This is a genomic window from Corynebacterium spheniscorum (assembly GCF_900113445.1).
Taxonomy (GTDB): Bacteria; Actinomycetota; Actinomycetes; order Mycobacteriales; family Mycobacteriaceae; genus Corynebacterium; species Corynebacterium spheniscorum.
In genome coordinates this window covers 98,875-120,090 of sequence record NZ_FOPJ01000005.1, presented here as the reverse complement: position 1 = coordinate 120,090, position 21,216 = coordinate 98,875, and the positions used below count along the sequence as shown (strand labels likewise).

Below are 21,216 nucleotides of genomic sequence, written 5' to 3'. Positions count from 1 at the left end.
ATTTTTCTTCCCCAGAACATGAACGAAAAGACCCAGATGACTTCCGAGAATCCAGTGAATACTACGAGTATTGCGGAGCCTGCAGCCAAGACAATCAGCCTGCCCGGCCCCCTCAAAGAGATTTACCGCAGTACCGTATTCGGGTTGAAGTGGCTCCTAGGCCAAGTGCTGCGCACCCCAGTGACCATCACCCTTATCGCAGTGATGTGGCTGCTACGCGCACTCATTGGACCTGACCCAGAAAACATGTGGGCAGCCCTGGGAATGAGCATGCCCTTTAAGATCTTCGATTGGCATCTTTTTAGCAGCGCCTTATCCACTGGGCTGCACTCCGGGGCGATCCTAGCCACCATCGCCGCCCTTATCTTCGCAGTGCCCGCGGAACGCCTTTTAGGCAGCGTGCGCTTTGCTATTACCGCCTTCGGCTTGCATGTTATTGGCGTGCCGATCGTCATGGTTGGGGTACACCTGGTAGATAGCAGCGGCCTGAATTTCTGGGGCGGGGCTTTGATGAAGGAATTCCTGCTGACCCCCATGGGTTGGATTTTAGGTACCGCGGCTCTTGCCACGAGCCGCATGCCGCTGTTGTGGCGTCGCCGCGTGCGCCTCATCCTTGGGGTACTGGTAGCCGCAATGGTGCTCTACTCCGGGAACCTTAGTGATGTTCTAGCGGCTGTGGCGGTAGCGCTTGGTCTTTTAGATGGCATGGTGGTGCGCAAAGAACCGCTGCCGCTGATTGGCCGCCACGTATCCCACCGCGAAGGCCGCAACCTAGTAGCCATGCTGTGTTTCCTGGTTGCCTTCGGCCCCGTGATCGCCGGTTTAAACCCCCTTGCCGATGGACCCTTCTCAGTGACCACCGCGTTTTTATGGGAGCCGGAAGTATCCTTGGAATACCTCCAAGTTGTGTGCACCGCTGATGCACAATCAGAGGCCTGCCGCAATGCGTTGATCAACTCCCAATTCAGTGGGGTAGGGGCAGCGATTGCTAATCTCATGCCGCTGATTGTGCAGGCGGTGATCTGTTGGGGCTTAGCTCGCGGACGGCATGTGGCATGGTGGTTGGCCATCGTGGCGCAGCTAGTCACCATGGGTGTGGCCATGAGCCAGCTGTATCTTACCTTGCAACGCAATGCCACTGTCAGCGGCGAAAGCCTTGATCTTCATATTTGGGTTCTTTTGGGCTGCTTCATCTGCCTGCCCTGGATTGTGTGCCTGCTGACCTTGATCACCACCCGGCATTATTTCCGGGTACCGATCCGCCTGGAAAGTATTAGCTGGTTCGCATTGTGGTTTGTCATCGCCCAAGCCTTTAGCGCTGCAGTGTGGATCCTCGTGGGGTTGTCGGTGAAAAGCAGCTTCCGGCCTACCGCCACGGTGGGGTTGTTATTACAAGACCTCCCCGGCATCTGGTTGCCGCCGGTGTTTGCCACCATGTTGGATCATGCCCTGGTAGCCCAAACCCCATTGACCTTGACCTTAAGTGCCTGGGTGACCAACCTGTTGTGGTTGCCGATTGCGGTGGCCTTGTACTTCATGCTCATGAGCGTGCCGGACCCCTCAGCAGAAAGAGACCGCGACCGCGCTAGGGAATTACTCCGCCGCGGTAGTGGTGACCATTTGTCCTGGATGACGGTGTGGCCAGATAACCGCTATTGGTTTGCTTCAGACGATCGCGGCTATGTTGCCTACCGTGTACGTAATGGGATTGCCGTCACCGTTGGTGAACCCGTTGCTAGCCATAAGCCTTTCCACGATTCCGCCTTGGTGGGTGAAGATACCCAGCGCTTGGTGGCGCAGTTGGCTGATGAGTTTGAAAAATTTGCCAGCGGCCAAGGCTGGGATGTGGCCTGGTATTCGGTGCGCGAGGAATTTAGCAGAAACCGCGCCCTGCACCGTGGTTATTATCGCGTGCGGGTGGCAGAAGAATCCGTGCTAAGCACCGACGCCATTGAGTTCAAGGGCAAGAAATTCCAAAATATTCGCACCGCCCGCAACCGCGCCAAGAAAGAGGGCATCCGCACTGAGTGGCTGAGTTGGGCAGACACTAGCCCGGAATTACAGGATCGCATTATTGCCCTTTCGGAAGAATGGGTGGCTGATAAGTCCTTACCGGAAATGGGCTTTACCTTAGGTGGCATTGAGGAGCTTCAAGACCCTGACACCATGCTGCTTTTGGCGGTGGATGAAGAAAACCAAGTCCACGGCGTCACCAGCTGGTTGCCGGTCTATGAGCATGGGCAGATTGTGGGCTACACCCTGGACTTTATGCGCCGCAATACCGCAGGCTTCCGCCCCGTAATCGAGTACCTATTGGCTGAAGCAGCAGTGAAAGCCGCGGAATTAGGCCTGCAATGGGTATCCCTTTCCGGCGCGCCGCTCGCCCGAACTCAGGCACCAAGTAAAGAAGCCCCAAGCACCGACACTGCCAAGCCAGCGGAGCACCAGCTCGCCGCTAGCAACCCGGAAGCAGATAACACCCCGATGCTCACTGAGGAGATCCCTTCGGTGTTGCGCCCGGAGCTCCTTGACCAGGGGCTAGAAAAACTTGGGGAGCTAATGGAACCGCTCTATGGGTTCCGTTCGCTGGCGGCTTCGAAATATAAGTTCCACCCCCAGCACCATGATTGGTTCCTCTGCTACAACGATGAGCTGGCACTACCGAAGATCGGTATTGCGATCTCTGGTTGCTACCTGCCGGATTTCTCCCCGCGCGATGCCGTCAAAGCCGTGAAGATGCTGGCGACTTCCGAGAAATAATTCTTCCCTAGCCCTGTGGGTCAGGCGCCTTGTCACGCCAAGGTTTCGCCTGGCCCACAAATTTTTTCACCCAAGAATCCCCGTGGTACTGCGCCGGCACGGCACCGCCTAAAAGCTCACCGGCGAGTTTGCGTTGCAAGAAACTATCCTCAGCTGGGATCTCCCCATCCGAAGCAATCAAAATGATATTGCCATAGCGTCGCCCCTTAAGCATCGGAGGATCCGCAACCACCCCAACATGGGCAAATACTTCCCGCAACCCAGCAAGCTCCGCGCGGGCACCATGCAATTCCTTATGATCCCCACAATTAGCCACATACACCCCAGTAGGCTTAAGCGACTTCTTCACCGCCTGGAAGAATTCCACGGTCGCCAGCGAGCGCGGGGTTTTATCCCCGGCGAATACATCGCGAATAATGATGTCGCGGCTAGCGGGATAAAAATTTTCCGTCGCCTCCCGTGCTTCTGCTGCGCGGATCTTCACGTGTGGGGCACGCGGGATATCAAACCAATCGCGCACTAATTCCCCCAGCTTGGCATCTAATTCCACAACCGTATTCCGCGACTGCGGGTAGAGGTCTGCGAAATAGCGCGCCAGCGAACACCCCGCCCCACCTAGGTGCGTGATCTTCAAGGAGCTTTCCACCAAGTCCTCGCGGGCATGCACCAAAATTTTTATTAGCGCAGCGATCCACCGCATGTACTCAAATTCCAGGGCCTGTGGATCACCGATTACCACATGCGAAGAGGGCACCCCATTGATATAAAGAATCAGCCCACCGCTGCGATAAGGATCTTCCTCCACACGAGCCACGCCAGTATCAATGGGGATATCTTCATTAAGTGGAATACGTGACTGCGGTGCGGCGTTATGTTTGTGGGCGCGCGATCTTCTGGCCATGGGGCTTAAGGTTAACAAGCCGCAGGTGGCACTGACTATGTGCCCCTGAGGCCACGAAGGTACACTGACACGCCGTTACTAAACCCTAAGGATATGAAAGAGGAAGGGAAGCAGATCATGCGCGTGATTGCGGCCATGAGCGGCGGAGTGGATTCAGCCGTAGCTGCAGCCCGTGCAGTTGAAGCCGGCCACGACGTTATTGGCGTGCACCTTGCACTATCGAAGGACCCCGCCGCAGTGCGGGAATCCTCCCGCGGCTGCTGCTCATTAGAAGACTCCGCGGATGCCCGCCGCGTCTGCGATATCCTCGGCATCCCCTTTTATGTGTGGGATTTCTCCGAACGCTTCGGCCGCGAAGTCATCGGCGACTTCATGGACTCCTATGCCCGTGGTGAAACCCCCAACCCCTGCCTGCGCTGCAATGAGCGCATTAAGTTCGCCGCCCTTTTGGAACGCGGCATCGCCTTAGGTTTTGATGCGGTTGTCACCGGACACTACGCCCGGATTGATGATGAAGGCCACCTCCGCCGCGCCGAGGATCCGAAGAAGGATCAGTCCTATGTGCTGGGGGTACTCGGCCGCCATGAATTAGACCATTGCCTTTTCCCGGTGGGGGATACTCCCAAGCCGCAGATCCGCGAGGAAGCCGCCCGCCATGGGTTCCCGGTGGCTAATAAACCAGACTCCTATGACATTTGCTTCATCCCCGATGGGGATACCCGCGCTTTTTTAGGCCGCACCATTGGGGTGCGCCCTGGGGTAGTCAAAGACGCCGAAGGCACCGTGCTGAAAGAAGACACCGATGTCTTTGGCTACACCATTGGTCAGCGCAAAGGTCTGGATATTAAAACCCCTGCTAAAGATGGCCGCCCCCGTTATGTCACCGCGGTGGACCCCACCTGCGGCACTGTTACCGTGGGCCCGCGCGAACACCTGGCTGTTACCCGCATTCATGCTGATCGCCTGAAGTATTTACACCCAGCTATGGATGGAGAATTTGAGTGCACCGTGCAGGTACGTGCCCATGGTGGGTTAGCACCCTGCCATGCCACCGTGGACCGTGCGGCAGATTCTTTAACCCTGGAGCTACACCAGCCGCTTGAAGGCGTGGCCCCAGGCCAAGCCGCGGTGCTCTACCTTCCAGCCGATGATGACCTCGGCGATATTGTGGTGGGCTCAGGCACCATTAATGCCACCGGAAGAAGCAGCCAAGAATGAGTGTGCGGGCCTATGGGATTGGTGAATTCCCCGGCACCGATATTCACCTAGCCGCCGATATCATCACCGGGGAAACCCCCGATTTCCCGCACCTGCCGCAGCTCAGCGAACGCGGCCTCGGCGCGGATGCGGTGGGCCGAAGCGCAGCGATAATACGCCACCTCAGCATTGACCGCGGGCCACGCGCCTGGGTCTTACGTGATCGCCCCCAACTGCTTACTCGCCGAAGCTGGGACCTGCTAGAAGCTGACCTGGATGCCTGCGAGGAAACCTGGGGAACAAGGCTTCCTAGCTTAAAAACCCAAGTTATGGGGCCCTGGAGTTTAGCGGTCAGCATCGAGGTGACTAATGGGCACTTGGTGTTAAGCGATGCGGGGGCGCGCCGGGATCTAAGTGAAGCTCTTGCCGATGGGATTGCCCAGCATTGTGCTGAACTTGCCCGCCGTTTTGAAGACCCAGCGATCCATGTGCAAATAGATGAACCGTTGATCGCCCAGATCGCAGCCGGCCGGATCCGCGGCACCACTGATTTTGATGAGCTTCCCCCCATTCGCCAAGAAGACCTAGCGCAGCTGATTGGCAGGATCGCAGAGAAGCTACGCGCCGAAGAACATTGTGCCTCGGTGATGCTGAATCTCTGCGGGCAACCCGTCTTATGGGAGCTGCTCTTTCACGCCGGTGTGGGTATCTCCGAAGCAGATACAGTTCAGCTGTCCTTAGATCAACTGCGCACGCACCACGATTTAGATAATCTCGCCCGCGCGCTGAGCATCCCAGACTTAAGGGTAGGGCTCGGATTGGATCTAGCCGCCATTGATGATGAAGATGCTGATCGCACCGCAGCCACAGAAATTGCGCGGCTCGTTGATGAACTCGGATTATCCCGGGAAGTGCTCACCGAAGGTATTGACGTGCACCACGCCCCGGCTGCTGCCCACTACTCGGGCCAAGCCGCAATCTACCGTCGGCTAAGCCGCATTGCTTCGATGCTGTATCGAGACGCAGGCGACCTTTAGTCCAGGATCTCGGACACAGCACTTCGCCTAAGATAGGAATTAGCCTTGCATGGGCCAGGAGGTAAACACCCGGGTGGTGTCTTTTCCTTGCTCACTTAACCAGGCGCGCAGATTCTGCTGAACCTCATAGAAGCCGACCGCCTGGAACTCCATGAGTTCCCCTTCGTTCATCTGCGCCAACTCCGGCCACACCTGCACTTGTTTCCAAGCAATGCGGGCCGCCGCCAGGGCATCTGAGGTTGCCTCATGGGCCTTATCGATGCGCACACCATAATGCTCACACAGGTGCGTTAAGGTGCGCTTACCTTTGCGGTAGGGATCTTTAATGCGGTCAATAATATAGGGGTCATAGACCAATCCTGTGACCGTGAATTCGGGATCCAAACAACGCAAAATCGACAGGTCATAGGGGGCGTTGTACACCACCAAAGAAAGGCCATCATCCCAACCGGCACGGATGCGACTAATGGTTTCTTTGAGTACCTCATCATGAGGTTGACCATGTTCGCGAGCATATTCGGTGGTGATGCCATGAACCTTCGTGGCGTTTTCGGGGATCTCGCAGCCGGGATCGGCCAGGAGTTCCAGGGGGTCGACAGATCGCCCCTCGATGCGAATCATCGCGGAGGTTACAATCCGGGCCGTGTGTGGGTCCAGGCCGGTCGTTTCGAGGTCGAAGCTTAAAAGACGGGAGCGATCGAAGGTCATGCCCCCATACTTTAGACTCGGGCCGGAACACGGGTGTGCCACTATTCGACGACCCCCAATAACACTGCAGCTCAATAGCTATTTTGCAATCGAACAGCAGCTAACCCCAGCAGGGGTTATTTAAAGGAATTCTGCGCAATCCCGATGAGGAACTCTGCCGCCGAATCAGAGACATAGCCTGGCGGCTGCACCGCAATTAAACGCCTACTGAAATTCAACTCAGGGGTGGGAACCTGCACCAACTTCCCACTGTCAATCTGATCGTGCACCGCTTTTGCCGCAATAATGCCCGGTGCATCCAAAGAAATAATCGCCGAGCGCATCGCCGATAGCGAACCAAACTCCCCAGCTGAAGGCCCTAAGGGGCCCAACACCTCCTCAATCACGCGGCGAGTACCAGAACCTGGTTCGCGCACCACCAGCGAAGCTTCTTGAAGCTCCTCACGCGTTACCGCGTCGCGGCCTGCCCAAGGGTGAGTAGGGGGCACCACCAAAATCAAGGAGTCTTGGCCTAAATCCACCTCCGATTGGCTGGGGGTGGCGCGCCGGGCATCTTCTACTAAGCCCAACCGCACCCGGCCTTGGGCCACTAACTCGCGGACCTGCTGGGAATTAGCCTGAGTCATATGGATGCGCACCTTCGGGCGCGCGCGGCGAAACTCCGCTGCCCAGGTAGCGAAATAAATCTCTGCAATGGTGTGAGATACCGCAATGGGGAAGCTGCCGCTGAAATCCACCTGGGTCAGCGAGGCCACATGTTCACTGAATTGCTGCGCGGCATCCAGCAGCGGGGTAGCAGCCCCAATAACGGCCTTGCCGCGCTCAGTGGGTTCCACACCGGTGGGGGTGCGCAGGAAAAGCCGCAGTCCCAAAAGTTTTTCGCAGCGCGCAATCCGCGCGGACACGGTTTGCTGGGGGATCCCTAATTCACGCGCAGCACCGGAGATCGAACCTGCGCTGGCGACGGCGCGTAATGCCTTGAGGTGGGCAACATCAGGGACTTGTGGGTACATGAAACCATGGTACCCCCGCCAAGGTGATCGTTGGGGCATAAGCCCACGCTAAGGGCCTAACATAGCCCTTCATGACCTTAAAAATTGAGCGGCCGCAGCTTCCACCGGCAGGCCCCGCCTGGGCCGGTAGCCTGATGGGCACCAGTATTGCGGCGACCTTAAGCCATGTTCACCACTTTGAGCTGCTCGGCGACGTTATGGTGGTGCTTGCCACCGCCATTCTCTTAGTTATCATCTTCGGTTTCCTGAAATACCGGAACCCACATTTCCACCAAGAATTCATGGGGCCATGGGGGATGACCAGCATGGGCATCCTCGCCTGGGGTGCGGCCATGACGTCTTTAACCGGGCATTGGTCAGTCCAAGCCTATGCCTGGATTATTGGCACCGCCTTAGGTGTGGTGGTGTGCCTTAATCAATTGCGCAAATTCCACGGCGCGCCCACCTTCCTCTGGGGCTTGGCACTCGTGGCCCCCATGGTTGGGGCAACGGTGGGCGGCCAATTAGCGCAATCTGGGTTCTTCAGCGAGTCCACCTCGCATACCATCCATAGCCTGGCGGTGGTGTGCTTCTTCATGAGCTTCCTCACCGCACCGCCGACCTTCGCGCGCGTCTACCTTTCTGTGATCCGCGGCAATTTCCATCTCCCGCTGGGGTTAAGCGGCACCGCCTGGATCCCACTGGGCATTGTTGGGCAATCCACCGCCGCCGCGCAGGTACTCGCCGTGGGGGATACCTGGAAGCATGTGGGCGTGATCTACGGCTATGTGATGTTCACCTTAGGGATCCCCATGTTTGCCTACGCGGCCTACAAATTCTGGGGTTCGCTACCCAAAATCCCGGATTACACGCCCGGCTGGTGGGGCTCTACCTTCCCCACCGGAACGCTGTGCCTGGGTAGCCATTATTTAGCTGCTAGCAGTGGTCATGCCTGGTGGGACTCCCTCAGTCTGATCTTCTTGATAATCTTGTTCTGCCACTGGGGGGTGAGCGCTGTGCGCTTCCTCGGCTGGCTCAGCGGTGTACCGCGGGTGTCCTCGAAGTGATAACAATTATTCCGCAAAACTTCACAAAACCCAGAGGTACTACGTAGGCTGGTATCCGAAGACCCATGAAGGGGCGTTCCACTCGCTTCCTTCATGGGTCTTCCCTTTGCTTTATCCGAGACCCGCGGGCATTAGGGGGGCATAGTGATCCCGCGGCACACGCGGGGTGAGGGTATGCCGCAGCTGATGACTCTTAACACGCGAGTAGCCAAACAGTAGGATCTGCTGTGTGACTAACGCAGATAAACGCCAAGAATGGGAAGAGCTCGCCCAACAAGTCCGCCATCACCGCGACCTTTATTACAACCAAACCCCCGAAATTAGCGACGCGGAATTCGACAAACTTTTCCGCCAACTCCAAGCCTTCGAAGCCGAGCACCCCGAATTCGCCACCCCGGAAAGCCCCACTGCAGAGGTCGGCGCCCCGGTGAAAGAAAGCTCAGGGTTCGCCAAAGTCCGCCACCCTGAGCGGATGCTCTCTTTAGATAATGTCTTTAACGTCGAAGAACTCGATGATTGGTTAGCCTCCGCCCCGGCGAAGACCTATTTAACCGAGCTGAAAATCGATGGGCTATCCATCGACTTGGTTTACCGCAATGGTGTTTTAGAGCGCGCCGCCACCCGTGGTGATGGTGAGGTGGGCGATGACATCACCGCCAATGCCAAGGTGATTAAAGATATCCCCCATAATCTCAGCGAATCCGAAGATTACCCCATCCCAGAATTAGTGGAGATCCGCGGGGAGGTCTTCATTACCGTGGAGGACTTCTTTGAGATTAACCAGACCCGCCAACGCGAGTATGAGGAACAATTAGCCACCTGGCAGGCCCAGCAGGATCTACCCAAGGGGGAGAAGCGGGTTCGTAAACCAAAGAAGGTGCGAGAGTTCGCGAACCCCAGGAATATGGCGGCCGGGTCCTTGCGGCTGAAGAACTCCAAGGAAGTGGAAAAACGCCGGCTGCGGATGATTTGCCATGGGCTGGGTAGCGCCGAGGGCTTCGCCCCGGAAACCCAGCATGATGCCTATTTGGCGATGGCTGCGTGGGGGCTTCCGACCTCGCCTTATACCGAGCAGGTGCATAGTGCAGCTGAGGTGCACGAGAAGGTGGAGTATTGGGCGAAGCGCCGCGATAAGGCCCTCCATGAAATGGATGGGCTGGTGGTAAAGGTTGATGATCGTGAGTCCCAGCGCGCCCTGGGGATGACCAGCCGTGCCCCGCGGTGGGCGATTGCTTATAAGTACCCGCCGGAAGAAACCACCACGTTGCTCAAAAACATCTTCCCCAATGTGGGGCGCACCGGGCGGGTCACCCCGGTTGCCGATATGGATCCGGTATTCCTCGCCGGCTCAGTGGTTTCGCGAGCCACCCTGCATAACCAAGAAGAAGTAAAACGCAAGGGTGTATTGATCGGCGATATTGTGTTGCTGCGCAAAGCCGGCGAAGTGATCCCCGAAGTCCTAGGCCCGGTGGTGGAACGCCGCGATGGTGAAGAAAAGGAATTCATCTTCCCGGAACACTGCCCCTCTTGTGGGGCGACATTGGCCCCACAGAATGAAGGGGATGTGGATTGGCGCTGCCCGAACTCGGAGCGTTGCCCGGAGCAGATTATTGCCCGTTTAACCTATATTGCTTCCCGCAAGGCCTTCGATATTGATGGGCTAGGGGAGCGCGGCGCCCGCGCACTTATTGAAGAAGGCATCTTAGAAAACGAAGCAGAGCTTTTTGACCTTGATGAAGAAGCACTGCTGAAGTGCAGCATGTATGTGCGCAAGGGGGAAGAAGACACCGAGGTAGTTAATGCCAATGGCCGCAACCTTCTAGAAAGCCTCAAAGCAGCTCAAGACACTGACCTGTGGCGAGTGATAGTAGCTCTCGGGATCCGCCATATCGGCCCGGTGGCTTCGAAGCTGCTTAGTCAAAAATTCCATTCCCTTCCCGCGCTGATGGCAGCAGCGGCAGAAGGGGAGTTGGATGAAAAAATTGATGGTGTTGGCCCCACCATGGCGGCATCTTTGCATGATTGGTTCCAGGTGGAGTGGCACCAAAATATTGTTGATTCCTGGGCGAAATCCGGGGTGACCATGGAAGAAGATGCACCCGAAGAAACCCTCGCCCAAACCTTAGAGGGCCTCACCATTGTGGTGACCGGCGCGGTGGAAGGCTATACCCGCGAAAGCATTAAAGAAGCGATTATGGATCGCGGCGGTAAGGCCACCGGCTCGGTATCGAAGAACACCAGCTACCTGGTTAATGCCAGCGGGGCGCGCAGCTCCAAGGATAAAAAAGCCGAGGAGCTGGGCATCCCGGTGATCAATGGGGAGCAATTCGAGGCCTTGCTCCACGGTGGCCCGGAAGCCTTGGGAGGAGTTTAGGAGGAGAGTAGCCCGCCGACGATGGCGCCTAGATCCCCGAGGTGATCAACCTCGCTGGGCAGATAATCCGGTCCTCCGGTTCGGCCCACCACCAACACCATGGAGGTGCCGGTTAAAGGCGTGGCCGCCAACGCCGAATCCAATAACCCCCAGGATTCCGGAATCCACCCTTCGATCTCCGGGCGGAGGGTCCGTGGGGCATCCACATCAATACTGATGGGGGTTGAGCCATCATCTTCCGGAGCGGCGGTGGAGGCCGCCACCCGGCGGATCGGATCCGAATTATCCAACACGATGCCCCAGGAAGACGTCATGGACTTCGGGATCGCTTGAGTGAAAGTTTCCATCGCCTTGGTGACATTGCGGCGATCTGCGGATACCTTCGCCAACATTTGGATCTGCCCGCGACGATCAATAGTCCCCGAAAATGGGCGGATGGAATCCACCAGCACACCATCGAGTGATTGCGCGGTGGTGATCAAAGTATCAGCCATCACACCCTTTGGCAGGGCGATGACAATATCGTCCATGACGGTGCCATCTGGGAAAGCTTCCACCACATCTACTGATTGAATGCTGCCATCTACCATGCCAAAAGCTTCCGCAAGCTGGCCCAAACTACCGGGCACATCGGGGAGTAAGACGCGGATCAAATAAGACATAGGAAATCACCTTCCAGGGTGATCAGGTCGCAAGAATGCGGCAGCGCAGTGTGAGGGGTGTGGGAATGCCCCACGTGTCAAGGATAGTAACGTCACGAACCGGGCGCAGGGAAGAGCCCCTTAACCCCTCTCGGGGTTGCACTCATCAGATGATTGTCTAGGCGGCAGCGCTGCCACACCCGCCCCGGCACCTGCCTCGCCTTGAGGGGGTGCAGTAGTATGAGCGAGGTATATCCCGCAAAAGGAAAAGACTCTTCTAAGAATCTCTACGAACGAGGAAAGAAGCCGCAAAGTGCCTGAGATTTCGCGCGACAAGGTCGCACACCTCGCGAAACTAGCCCGATTAGCGCTCAGCGATGAGGAACTCGATCAATTCGCTGAACAAATTGACGGCATCATCGCCAATGTGAGCGCCGTGCAGCAGGTGGCCGCCGAAGGTGTTGAACCGATGAGCCACCCCCACGATATTCGCACCAGCATGCGTGAAGATGTTGTGGTGAAAACCCTGACCGCCGAACAAGCGCTGGATCAAGCACCCAATGTTGAAGATCAGCGTTTCGTCGTTCCACAGATCCTGGGGGAGTAAGAACTCATCATGGCTAAAACCTTTATTGTCACTGACTCCGCCGAGGAACTTACTCGCCTGAGCGCCGCCGAACTGGCCCAAAAAATCCACTCCCGCGAAGTCAGCTCCCGTGAAGTCACCGAAGCTCACCTTAAGCGCATCAAAGATGTTGATGGCGAGCTCCACGCCTTCCTACACGTAGGCGAAGAAGCTGCCCTCGCTGCCGCCGATACAGTGGATAAATCCCTGGATGCCGGTGAGCAACCCGCCAGCGCCCTTGCTGGTGTGCCGTTGGCACTCAAGGACGTATTCACCACCACTGATGCGCCGACTACCTGCGGTTCGAAGATGCTTGAGGGCTATATGAGCCCCTATGATGCAACCGTTACCCGCCGCATCCGCGAAGCCGGCATCCCGATTCTCGGCAAGACCAACCTGGATGAATTCGCCATGGGTTCTTCTACTGAGAACTCTGCTTATGGCCCTACCCACAACCCCTATGACCCGGAGCGCACCGCTGGTGGTTCCGGTGGTGGTTCCTCCGCCGCCCTTGCTTCCGGTGAAGCCCCGCTGGCTATTGGTACTGACACCGGTGGTTCCATCCGCCAGCCAGCTGCATTGACCAACACCGTGGGTGTGAAGCCCACCTATGGCACGGTCTCGCGTTATGGCCTGGTTGCGTGCGCATCTTCCTTGGACCAAGGTGGCCCCTGCGCCCGCACAGTGCTAGACACCGCGCTGCTGCATGAAGTGATTGCCGGACATGACAAGTTCGACGCCACCAGCGTGGACCGCCCGGTAGCTCCCGTGGTGGAGGCTGCCCGCGAAGGCGCTAAGGGAGATCTCTCCGGCATGACCATCGGTGTGGTCAAGCAATTTAACCGCGAAGGCTACCAAGCCGGTGTGCTGGAGCGCTTCGCCGCTGCTGTGGATCAGCTGAAGTCTCAGGGGGCGAAGATCGTTGAGGTTGATTGCCCGCACTTTGATGATGCGCTGGCCGCCTACTACCTGATCCTGCCCTGTGAGGTGTCCTCCAACCTGGCCCGCTTCGATGGCATGCGTTATGGCCTGCGCGCCGGGGATGATGGCACGCACTCTGCAGAAGAAGTCATGGCGATCTCTCGTGCCGAGGGCTTCGGCCCGGAGGTTAAGCGCCGCATTATTCTAGGTACCTATGCTTTGTCGGTGGGCTACTACGATGCCTACTACCTGCAGGCACAGCGCGTGCGTACGCTGATCGCCCAGGACTTCAAGGCTGCCTATGAGCAGTGCGATGTACTGATTTCCCCGACTACCCCGAGCACCGCCTTCAAGCTGGGTGAGAAGTCGGAAGACCCCTTGGAGATGTACAACTTCGACCTGTGCACCCTGCCGTTGAACTTGGCGGGGCTGTGCGGCATGTCCGTTCCGGCTGGGTTTGCCTCTGATACCCAGCTTCCGGTGGGGCTGCAGATTATGGCACCGGCTTTCCAGGATGATCGCCTCTACCGAGTAGGTGCCGCCTTCGAGGCTGGTTTGAACTAAACCGCGCTGCGAAGCTAAATAACCCCCCTGGGCCGAAGGCTCAGGGGGGTTATTTTCAACGTGCTATGGCGCGAAGATGAAGAGTGCAGTTTTGGCGGTGGACCTGTCGTACACTAAAAACCTTCGCGAAGAGTATTTCCAATAAGGTTAATCTAACCTCTAATGGATCAACCCCATAGCGCGTTTATATTCGGAAACTATACACCCTTAGCCACTTTTAGGCTAGGGGCAATAAAGCGGGGTAGTTTCCCATCACAACGAGGAAGCTAGGCAACAACCGAGCCGCCATCGACCGGCAACACCACACCAGTGATGAAGCTGGCCTGCTCGGAGAGCAAGAAGCTGACTGCCTCAGCGATGTCTTCTGGCTCGCCCAAACGCTTCAGCGGAACCTTGTTTTCTTCTTCCTTAATGCGTTCTTCCGGCAAGGTGGCAAAAGCCGCAGTACGCACCGGACCTGGGGCTACAGAGTTAATCCGAATGCCCTGCTCGGCATAGTCCAAGGCAGCGGTCTGTGTTAGGCCCACCACACCATGCTTGGCGGCAATATAGGGCGACAAGAGTCGGGAAGCTTGCAGGCCAGCGATCGAAGAAATATTGACGATAGCGCCTTGACCTTGCTTTTCCATCTGCTTTAGCTGTGCGCGCATGCCATAGAACGTGCCCCTTAAGGTCACATCGACAGCACGGTTAAAGGTGGCGTCATCGATCTCTGCAAGCTTTGCCGGCGGGGCGCCCAGACCAGCATTATTCACTGCTAAATCGCAGGACCCGAATTCCTTAACAGCGGTGGAAACCAGCAGCTCATTGTCTTCGGGTGAGTTGGCATCAACCTTCACCGCGACAGCTTGTGCGCCGCTGGTCTTAATTTCCTCGGCTACTTTTTGGGCAGCGCTTTCATCGATGTCTGAGACTACGACGCTGGCGCCTTCAGCAGCGAGCTTTAAAGCGATTGCGCGGCCGATGCCGGCACCCGCGCCGGTGACCACTGCGGCACGATTGTGTAGAGAATTTCCCATATTGTTGGGCTCCTTAAATGTATATGTCAGGAGGTGCCGCTATCCCCATATTCGTGGAAATTATCTTGCGCTAACTATTTCCAATAAGGAATATGGGACACCTCTAATTGCGAGTAGTTTTCATTCCTATTAAGGAATGTGGGGTGATCTGGTCCCCATGGGAGGCCAGCGTAATACTCGCCCTGAATCCGTGCAGAAAAAATCACCCCCAGCACCGCAGTGCCAGGGAGGAAAGCGGAAGGAGGATTATTGAGAGTCGCTGAGCGCGTAGGCTGCGGCAGCAACCGAACCGGTGACGGTGAGAACCGAAGGCCAAGCACCGATCTTCTTAGCCAAGGGGTGGGAAGCACCGAAGGCACCGATGTAGAGAGCGGAAAGCAAAGCGCAGACCTTCCAATCACGCTTAGCTAGCCAGCTGCGGCCCGCCCAGCCCAAAGCAGAGCCGAGGGGGACGAGACCGAGTGGGCGGATCCCAGTTTCGCGAGCGGTGAGCCAGCCGCCGATGAGACCCACTGAGACAACAGCGGCGGTATTGACATCTTGAGGTTTCTTCAGAGTCGTGTTCATGCACCTGAGTGTAGCCCCAGGTGGGCGGTATGGTGGGCGGGGTTGTTTGGCGCCCACCCCATGTACAGAGTGTGATGGGGCAAGGTACCTTCATAAAGGAAAGCGCCTCGACACACCCACACATACAGTGAAAACTTCTAGTGCAGGACTTTGATGACGACCCCTTCGACAGGAAAGAGCCGACGCCTTCGCGGGAAGCGGCCGATCCCCACTGCGGATCAGGACCTTGTGCTCCCCGAAAAGCAGGCATGGCAGGCATTAGCTGCCTTGGTGGTGGGGTTCTTTATGATCCTGCTCGACCAAACCATTGTGGCCGTGGCAGCGCCAGCCATGATGGAAGACCTCGACGCGGATTTCACCGGCGTGGTGTGGGTGAGCTCCGTATATCTACTGTGCGTTCTTGTCCCACTACTTTTCACCGGACGCCTGGGGGACCGCTATGGGCAGAGAAATATTTATCGCGTGGGCATCACGCTGTTCACGATCTCCTCTGCGGCCTGCGGTTTAGCGCCCACCATTGAATGGCTGATTTTCGCCCGCGCGATCCAAGGTGTGGGGGCAGCGATCTTGATGCCCCAAACCATGAGCGTGATTAACCGCGTTTTCGCTCGTGATCGCCGCGGTACCGCCTATGGTGTTTGGGGATCAGTCGGCGGACTAGCAGGCGTCATCGCACCGCTACTTGGTGGCTTTTTAGTATCTGCCGCTGGTTGGCCTGCCATCTTCTGGATCAATATCCCGTTTGGCATCTTGTCCTTTGTATTAGTCACCCTCTGGGTGCCGGAGATGCCCCGTCATGCCCGACGTATTGATGCTCTCAGCGTGGTGGTGTCGCTGCTGGGCATGTCTTCTCTGGTCTACGGCATTTTGGAAGGACCACGCCGCGGCGGGGATTGGTTCAGTATTGCGGCCATTGCCTGCGGCATCACCTTGATGAGCGTATTCCTCTGGCTGCAAACCACCGCCGAAAAGCGGGGGACTGAAGCGCTGGTGCCTTTGGCCATCTTTAAGGTGCGGAATTTCTCGATCGCTGCTTTCTCGATTTCGACCATGGGCTTCACAGTAGCGTCCATGATGTTGCCCACCATGTTCTACCTTCAAGAAGGCCTCGGCATGGCTGCCCGCACCGCCGGATTAATGACCATGCCGATGATGTTCGTCTCCATTGTGTTTTCCCCGGTGGTAGGAAAACTCTGCGACCGCATCCATCCCCGCATTCTTTCCATGACTGGCTTTGGCACCATGGGCCTCTCCCTTGGGGCCTTAGGCATTGTGATGCTGCGCGATTGGGGATTAACCGCATTCTTAATCTCCATGTTTGTCATGGGAGTGGGCTCCACCTTGATCTGGGCACCGAACTCCGCAACCGCCATGCGCACCATCCCACCGAAGTTCATGGGGGCTGCTTCGGGGGTATATAACACGACCCGGCAAACCGGATCGGTCATAGGCTCTGCCGCTGTGGGAGCGCTTATGCAAGCAGGTATCGCACGACCTGGAACCAGCGTGGAAGACGCCATGGGTACGGCATTACTACTGCCCGCTGCCGCCCTCTTACTGGGCTTTGCTTCGGTCGCTGCCTTCCGCTCCGATTTGGATAAGCACCAAAGAAAAGAACTGGCGATAGTAGAAAAGTCGGAAGCAGCCGCAGAACAACCCGCAAAAAGAGATGCCCAAACGGACTAAATCGGGCGTTATCGGGCTAATAGGGTTAGAGTGGTGGTTATGCGAATCGCGACACTAACTTCTGGCGGCGACTGCCCGGGACTCAACGCCGTTATCCGCGGCATCGTCCGCACCTGTAGCGCTGAGTTTGGGTCCACTGTCGTCGGCTACCAGGATGGTTGGGTCGGCCTCATGGAGGACAAACGAGTTCAGCTTTATGACGACGAAGATATCGACCGTATCCTGCTGCGCGGCGGCACCATCCTCGGAACCGGTCGGCTGCACCCGGATAAGTTCAAGGCCGGAATCGACCAGATCAAAGAAAACCTTGCCGACGCCGGCATCGACGCACTCATCCCCATCGGCGGCGAAGGTACCCTCAAGGGTGCCAAATGGCTCTCCGATAATGGCATCCCGGTAGTAGGCGTACCGAAGACCATTGACAATGACGTCAACGGCACTGATTTCACCTTCGGTTTCGACACCGCCGTATCGGTAGCCACCGACGCTATTGATCGCCTGCACACCACCGCTGAATCCCACAACCGCGTGATGATCGTGGAAGTCATGGGACGCCACGTCGGCTGGATTGCCCTACACGCCGGTATGGCCGGCGGCGCACACTACACAGTGATCCCCGAAGCCCCCTTCGATATCGCTGATATCGCCAAGGCCATGGAACGACGCTTCCAAATGGGCGAAAAATACGGGATTATCGTGGTCGCCGAAGGCGCCTTGCCGAAGGAAGGCACGATGGAGCTGCGCGAAGGCGAAGTCGACCAATTCGGGCATAAGACCTTCACCGGCATCGGACAGCAGATCGCCGATGAGATCCACCACCGACTTGGCCACGATGTGCGCACCACTGTGCTGGGGCATATCCAACGCGGCGGCACCCCAACGGCCTTCGACCGTGTGCTGGCAACCCGCTATGGTGTGCGGGCAGCGCGCGCCTGCCATGAAGAAAACTATGGCACCTGTGTGGCACTGCACGGCGAACGAATCGAAATGATCCGCCTCGAAGAAGCCGTCGGCACCCTCAAGGAAGTTCCGATGGAACGCTATATCACTGCTCAAGCCATGTTCGGCTAAAAGAAAAACACCAAGGCACCGCCGGGAAAAATTTCCCGGCGGTGCCTTTTTCTTATCCCGAGGTGCCGCTGGTGGGAGCATTAGCGACCACCACCAGCAATAACTCCGCGCGGGTGAGCGGATCATCAATATCGACCTCGATGAGCCGCGATATCTTGGCAACCCGGGAACGCATGGTGTGGCGGTGAACCCCTAGCTGTTCAGCAGCTAAACCCATCGAACCCCCGGCGCGCACATAGGCCACCAAGGTGTCGCAGAGTTCCTCACCGGTTTCCCGATCATGGCTGCGTAGGCGACCTAACACCTCTTCGGTACGGCGGCGCAAAATATCCTGAACCACCGGATCCTTCAGCCACTTCGCACCATGGGTACGGGGACCAGAAGTATCACCACGTGGGGTAGCAGCAGCAACCGTGCGCAGTTCTTCTACCGATTGCAGGCTGAGTTGATTCCACAACACCGGCGCACCGACGGCGATGCGCAGCCGCGAACGATGATCACCGCAGTGCGCCGCACATTCCTGCACCCCGCGGGTACCGCGCAAGACCACCAGTGCAGTGGTCTCATCCAAAGGAAGAGCGAAGAAAGTACGGCCATGATCACCGAGGCGCTCATCAATGGTGCTCAAAGTTTTTTGCAAACGGTGAGCATCATCAGCCTGCACCACCATGGGGCGAAGTTCCCCGCGGGAATCGGTGACCGAATGAAGAGCCGAACTAATGGCTTGGCCTTGGCCACCTATCCCGAGGAGTAAAGAAAGCGCGAGGGTATTTAGCTCACTTCGGGCTTTTCGCAGGTAGCTGGGGCGCTGCAATAAAATATCGGCCAGACCAGCAGAATGCTTAATAAGAGCCCGGGCTTGGGCATGAAGCGGTGCGTGGTGAACCACTACGAAGATATGGTGACGTTCCCCCTGGCTAGCCATGCGGTGAATCACGGAGTTAATCTCGGCGCGGCTTAAACCACGACCGGTAGCCACGGCGCGCCGGGCGGTATCCACTGCAGAAAGTTGTTGGTAATCAGCACTGGCGTGGATGCGGCCGTCATTGTCGATCACGGCAACTGCGGATTCTAAAACCGTGGAGGTGCGGTGGAGAAGTTCTTCGAGACCACCATGAATCGCAGCTTTATTGAGTTCTTCTTGAAGGGCGAGCAGGCGGTCTTGGGTGCGGGTGAGTTGGCGGGAAAATTCCCCATGCACGCTGGCGAGAATAGAAAGGAAGGGGATTTTCCGGGGGACTTCGAATAGCCCAATGTGGTGTTTGGTGGCGGCGCTAATGAGGGATTTTGGCACGGCGGGGAAGCACAGCCCGGTACCGAAACCAATGGCAGCGCATCCGGCGGCTTTGAGTCGGATGACATAGTCTTCGAAACTTTCGGGATCTTCCTCGAAGGCTAGGCCTAGGGTGAGTACCACAGCTGCGTCACCAGGGGAGAGGAATTCACGGGGGTCGCGGAGCTCGGAGGGGTAGACGACGGTGAATTCGGCGTCGGTGGGGACATGGGGGATGAGCTCGAGGCGTTTTTGGGCAAGCAACCAGGAAACTTTGAGTGAGGCTAGTGGGGTGCTCATGCTGAGGGCTTTCTGCTTGAGGAAACCAGGAATATCCGCCAGGGAGAGTATCTAAGTGGTTTTTATCCACAGTGGATATGTCGTGGGGCACTTTTGGGACCCGATACTAGCCACATCACCAGCACAGTGCTGGGGTTCGCAGTGTTTTAAGGAGTGAGAACCTTCATCATGGAGCATCTGGAGCATCGTCTAGAACAGGTCCGCCGGATTAAGACCGCTGAGCTACCCGGACCGAAGAGCAAAGAATGGGATGAACGCCGCATCAATGCGGTAGCGCGAGCCCTATCCCCAGGACTGCCCGGCTACGTGGTGGATGCTGATGGTGGCGTACTGCTGGATGCCGATGGCAATTCCTTCATCGACTTTGCCAGTGGCATTGCGGTGACTTCGGTGGGGGCCTCGAACCCGAAGGTTGCTCAGGCAATTGCGGAAGCAGCCAAGCATCTGACGCATACCTGTTTTATGGTCAGCCCCTATGCCTCCTATGTGGAGGTGTGCGAGAAGCTCAATGCGATTACCCCAGGGGATCACGAGAAGAAGACCGTGTTGTTGAACTCCGGGGCGGAAGCCATTGAGAATGCGGTGAAGATTGCTCGCGCTTATACCGGACGCAATGCGGTGGTGGTGTTTGATAATGCCTACCATGGTCGCACCAACCTGACCATGGCGATGACCGCGAAGAATAAGCCCTATAAGACTGGGTTTGGCCCCTTTGCGGGGGATATTTTCCGCGCCCCGACCTCGTATCCGCTCCGCGATGGGCTAAGTGGGCAAGAAGCTGCCGCGCGTACGATCCGCATGATTGAAGGGGAAATCGGTGCTGAGAACTTAGCGTGCGTGGTGTATGAGCCGATCCAGGGTGAAGGTGGGTTTATTGAACCCGCGGAAGGCTTCTTAGCAGCATTGATTGCCTGGTGCCGTGAGCATGATGTGGTGTTTGTCGCCGATGAGATTCAATCTGGTTTGTGCCGGACCGGGCAGTGGTTTGCTTGTGATCATGAAGAAGTAGTGCCGGATCTGATTACCACTGCGAAGGCATTGGCTGGAGGTATGCCGCTATCTGCTGTAACCGGGCGCAAAGAAATGATGGATGCTGCAGTGGTCGGTGGTTTGGGTGGCACCTACGGTGGTAACCCGGTGGCCTGTGCAGCGGCGCTGGCTGCGCTAGAGCAAATGGAAGAACTGCGCTTAACTGAGCGGGCGCAGGGTATTGAGCGGGCTACTCGCAAGGTATTCGAACCACTTGTGGCAGAGGGAATTATTGCCGAGCTGCGCGGACGTGGGGCCATGATGGCACTCGAACTCGGGAAGCAAAAAGAAGGGAAGCTGGTTCCGGATCCGGAATTGACCTCGAAGGTTGCGGCGCGTTTGAAAGCCGCGGGTGTGCTGACCTTGACCTGTGGGATGGATGGGAATGTGATTCGGTTATTGCCGCCGCTGGTGATTAATGAAGATTTGTTGAATGAGGGGCTGGAATTGATGGCGCAGTTCCTTAAGGAAGAGGCTTCTTAGA

17 protein-coding genes are annotated in these 21,216 nt (G+C 57.1%); 10 read left to right on the top strand and 7 right to left on the bottom strand.

Annotated features, from left to right (window positions below; genetic code table 11):
* Positions 1–18: 18 nt before the first annotated feature.
* A complete protein-coding gene (locus BMZ01_RS05510; RefSeq protein ID WP_092285265.1) occupies positions 19–2,760 on the top strand; it encodes a bifunctional lysylphosphatidylglycerol flippase/synthetase MprF in 2,742 nt (913 codons plus the stop codon).
* Positions 2,761–2,767: 7 nt separating this feature from the next.
* On the opposite strand, the gene BMZ01_RS05505 is transcribed toward BMZ01_RS05510, so the two are convergent.
* On the bottom strand, positions 2,768–3,661 hold the full coding sequence (locus tag BMZ01_RS05505) for a spermidine synthase (RefSeq protein WP_177180075.1): 894 nt from the start codon (positions 3,659–3,661) through the stop codon (positions 2,768–2,770).
* A 117-nt stretch (positions 3,662–3,778) separates the two neighbouring features.
* Between BMZ01_RS05505 and mnmA the strand changes: the two genes are divergently transcribed.
* Both mnmA and BMZ01_RS05495 read left to right on the top strand, forming a co-directional pair.
* The gene (gene mnmA, locus BMZ01_RS05500) at positions 3,779–4,879 is read left to right on the top strand and encodes a tRNA 2-thiouridine(34) synthase MnmA (RefSeq protein ID WP_092285405.1); all 1,101 of its coding nucleotides are present in this window, start codon (positions 3,779–3,781) and stop codon (positions 4,877–4,879) included.
* The gene (locus BMZ01_RS05495) at positions 4,876–5,895 is read left to right on the top strand and encodes a uroporphyrinogen decarboxylase/cobalamine-independent methonine synthase family protein (RefSeq protein ID WP_092285263.1); all 1,020 of its coding nucleotides are present in this window, start codon (positions 4,876–4,878) and stop codon (positions 5,893–5,895) included. The genes mnmA and BMZ01_RS05495 overlap by 4 nt, the downstream gene beginning before the upstream one ends.
* Before the next feature lie 39 nt (positions 5,896–5,934).
* Here the strand turns inward: BMZ01_RS05495 and BMZ01_RS05490 are convergent, their stop codons facing one another.
* Together BMZ01_RS05490 and BMZ01_RS05485 are read right to left on the bottom strand one after the other, a co-directional pair.
* Positions 5,935–6,603, bottom strand: coding sequence for a 3'-5' exonuclease (locus tag BMZ01_RS05490; protein ID WP_092285261.1), 669 nt, complete (start codon positions 6,601–6,603; stop codon positions 5,935–5,937).
* Between the two features lie 116 nt (positions 6,604–6,719).
* Positions 6,720–7,616, bottom strand: coding sequence for a LysR family transcriptional regulator (locus BMZ01_RS05485; RefSeq protein ID WP_092285259.1), 897 nt, complete (start codon positions 7,614–7,616; stop codon positions 6,720–6,722).
* Positions 7,617–7,687: 71 nt separating this feature from the next.
* Here BMZ01_RS05485 and BMZ01_RS05480 point away from each other — a divergent pair, with 71 nt between their 5' ends.
* Together BMZ01_RS05480 and ligA are read left to right on the top strand one after the other, a co-directional pair.
* Complete coding sequence (locus BMZ01_RS05480; RefSeq protein WP_092285257.1) at positions 7,688–8,662, top strand: SLAC1 family transporter; 975 nt, start codon at positions 7,688–7,690, stop codon at positions 8,660–8,662.
* Between the two features lie 229 nt (positions 8,663–8,891).
* Positions 8,892–11,036 (top strand): NAD-dependent DNA ligase LigA, encoded by a 2,145-nt coding sequence (gene ligA, locus BMZ01_RS05475; RefSeq protein WP_177180074.1) that lies wholly within the window; start codon positions 8,892–8,894, stop codon positions 11,034–11,036.
* On the opposite strand, the gene BMZ01_RS05470 is transcribed toward ligA, so the two are convergent.
* Complete coding sequence (locus BMZ01_RS05470) at positions 11,033–11,698, bottom strand: ACT domain-containing protein (protein WP_092285253.1); 666 nt, start codon at positions 11,696–11,698, stop codon at positions 11,033–11,035. The two genes, ligA and BMZ01_RS05470, sit on opposite strands and share 4 nt — an antisense overlap.
* Positions 11,699–11,990: 292 nt before the next feature.
* Between BMZ01_RS05470 and gatC the strand changes: the two genes are divergently transcribed.
* The gene (gene gatC, locus BMZ01_RS05465) at positions 11,991–12,284 is read left to right on the top strand and encodes an Asp-tRNA(Asn)/Glu-tRNA(Gln) amidotransferase subunit GatC (protein ID WP_092285251.1); all 294 of its coding nucleotides are present in this window, start codon (positions 11,991–11,993) and stop codon (positions 12,282–12,284) included.
* 9 nt (positions 12,285–12,293) lie between these two features.
* Positions 12,294–13,787 carry an Asp-tRNA(Asn)/Glu-tRNA(Gln) amidotransferase subunit GatA gene (gene gatA, locus BMZ01_RS05460; RefSeq protein ID WP_092285249.1) on the top strand — a complete coding sequence of 498 codons (1,494 nt, stop codon included), beginning with the start codon at positions 12,294–12,296 and terminating at the stop codon, positions 13,785–13,787.
* A gap of 266 nt (positions 13,788–14,053) precedes the next feature.
* On the opposite strand, the gene BMZ01_RS05455 is transcribed toward gatA, so the two are convergent.
* Positions 14,054–14,806, bottom strand: coding sequence for an SDR family NAD(P)-dependent oxidoreductase (locus BMZ01_RS05455; RefSeq protein WP_092285247.1), 753 nt, complete (start codon positions 14,804–14,806; stop codon positions 14,054–14,056).
* Positions 14,807–15,052: 246 nt separating this feature from the next.
* On the bottom strand, positions 15,053–15,373 hold the full coding sequence (locus BMZ01_RS05450) for a hypothetical protein (protein ID WP_092285245.1): 321 nt from the start codon (positions 15,371–15,373) through the stop codon (positions 15,053–15,055).
* Between the two features lie 153 nt (positions 15,374–15,526).
* On the opposite strand from BMZ01_RS05450, the gene BMZ01_RS05445 reads away from it, so the two are divergent.
* Both BMZ01_RS05445 and BMZ01_RS05440 read left to right on the top strand, forming a co-directional pair.
* Positions 15,527–17,059, top strand: coding sequence for an MFS transporter (locus BMZ01_RS05445; protein ID WP_092285243.1), 1,533 nt, complete (start codon positions 15,527–15,529; stop codon positions 17,057–17,059).
* A 39-nt stretch (positions 17,060–17,098) separates the two neighbouring features.
* Entirely contained in the window at positions 17,099–18,130 is a 1,032-nt protein-coding gene (locus tag BMZ01_RS05440; RefSeq protein WP_092285403.1) for a 6-phosphofructokinase, read from the top strand.
* A 52-nt stretch (positions 18,131–18,182) separates the two neighbouring features.
* On the opposite strand, the gene BMZ01_RS05435 is transcribed toward BMZ01_RS05440, so the two are convergent.
* Positions 18,183–19,703: a PucR family transcriptional regulator gene (locus tag BMZ01_RS05435; RefSeq protein WP_092285241.1), complete on the bottom strand. Its 1,521-nt coding sequence runs from the start codon at positions 19,701–19,703 to the stop codon at positions 18,183–18,185.
* Positions 19,704–19,871: 168 nt separating this feature from the next.
* On the opposite strand from BMZ01_RS05435, the gene gabT reads away from it, so the two are divergent.
* Entirely contained in the window at positions 19,872–21,215 is a 1,344-nt protein-coding gene (gene gabT, locus BMZ01_RS05430; RefSeq protein WP_092285239.1) for a 4-aminobutyrate--2-oxoglutarate transaminase, read from the top strand.
* The last annotated feature ends 1 nt before the right edge of the window (position 21,216 follow it).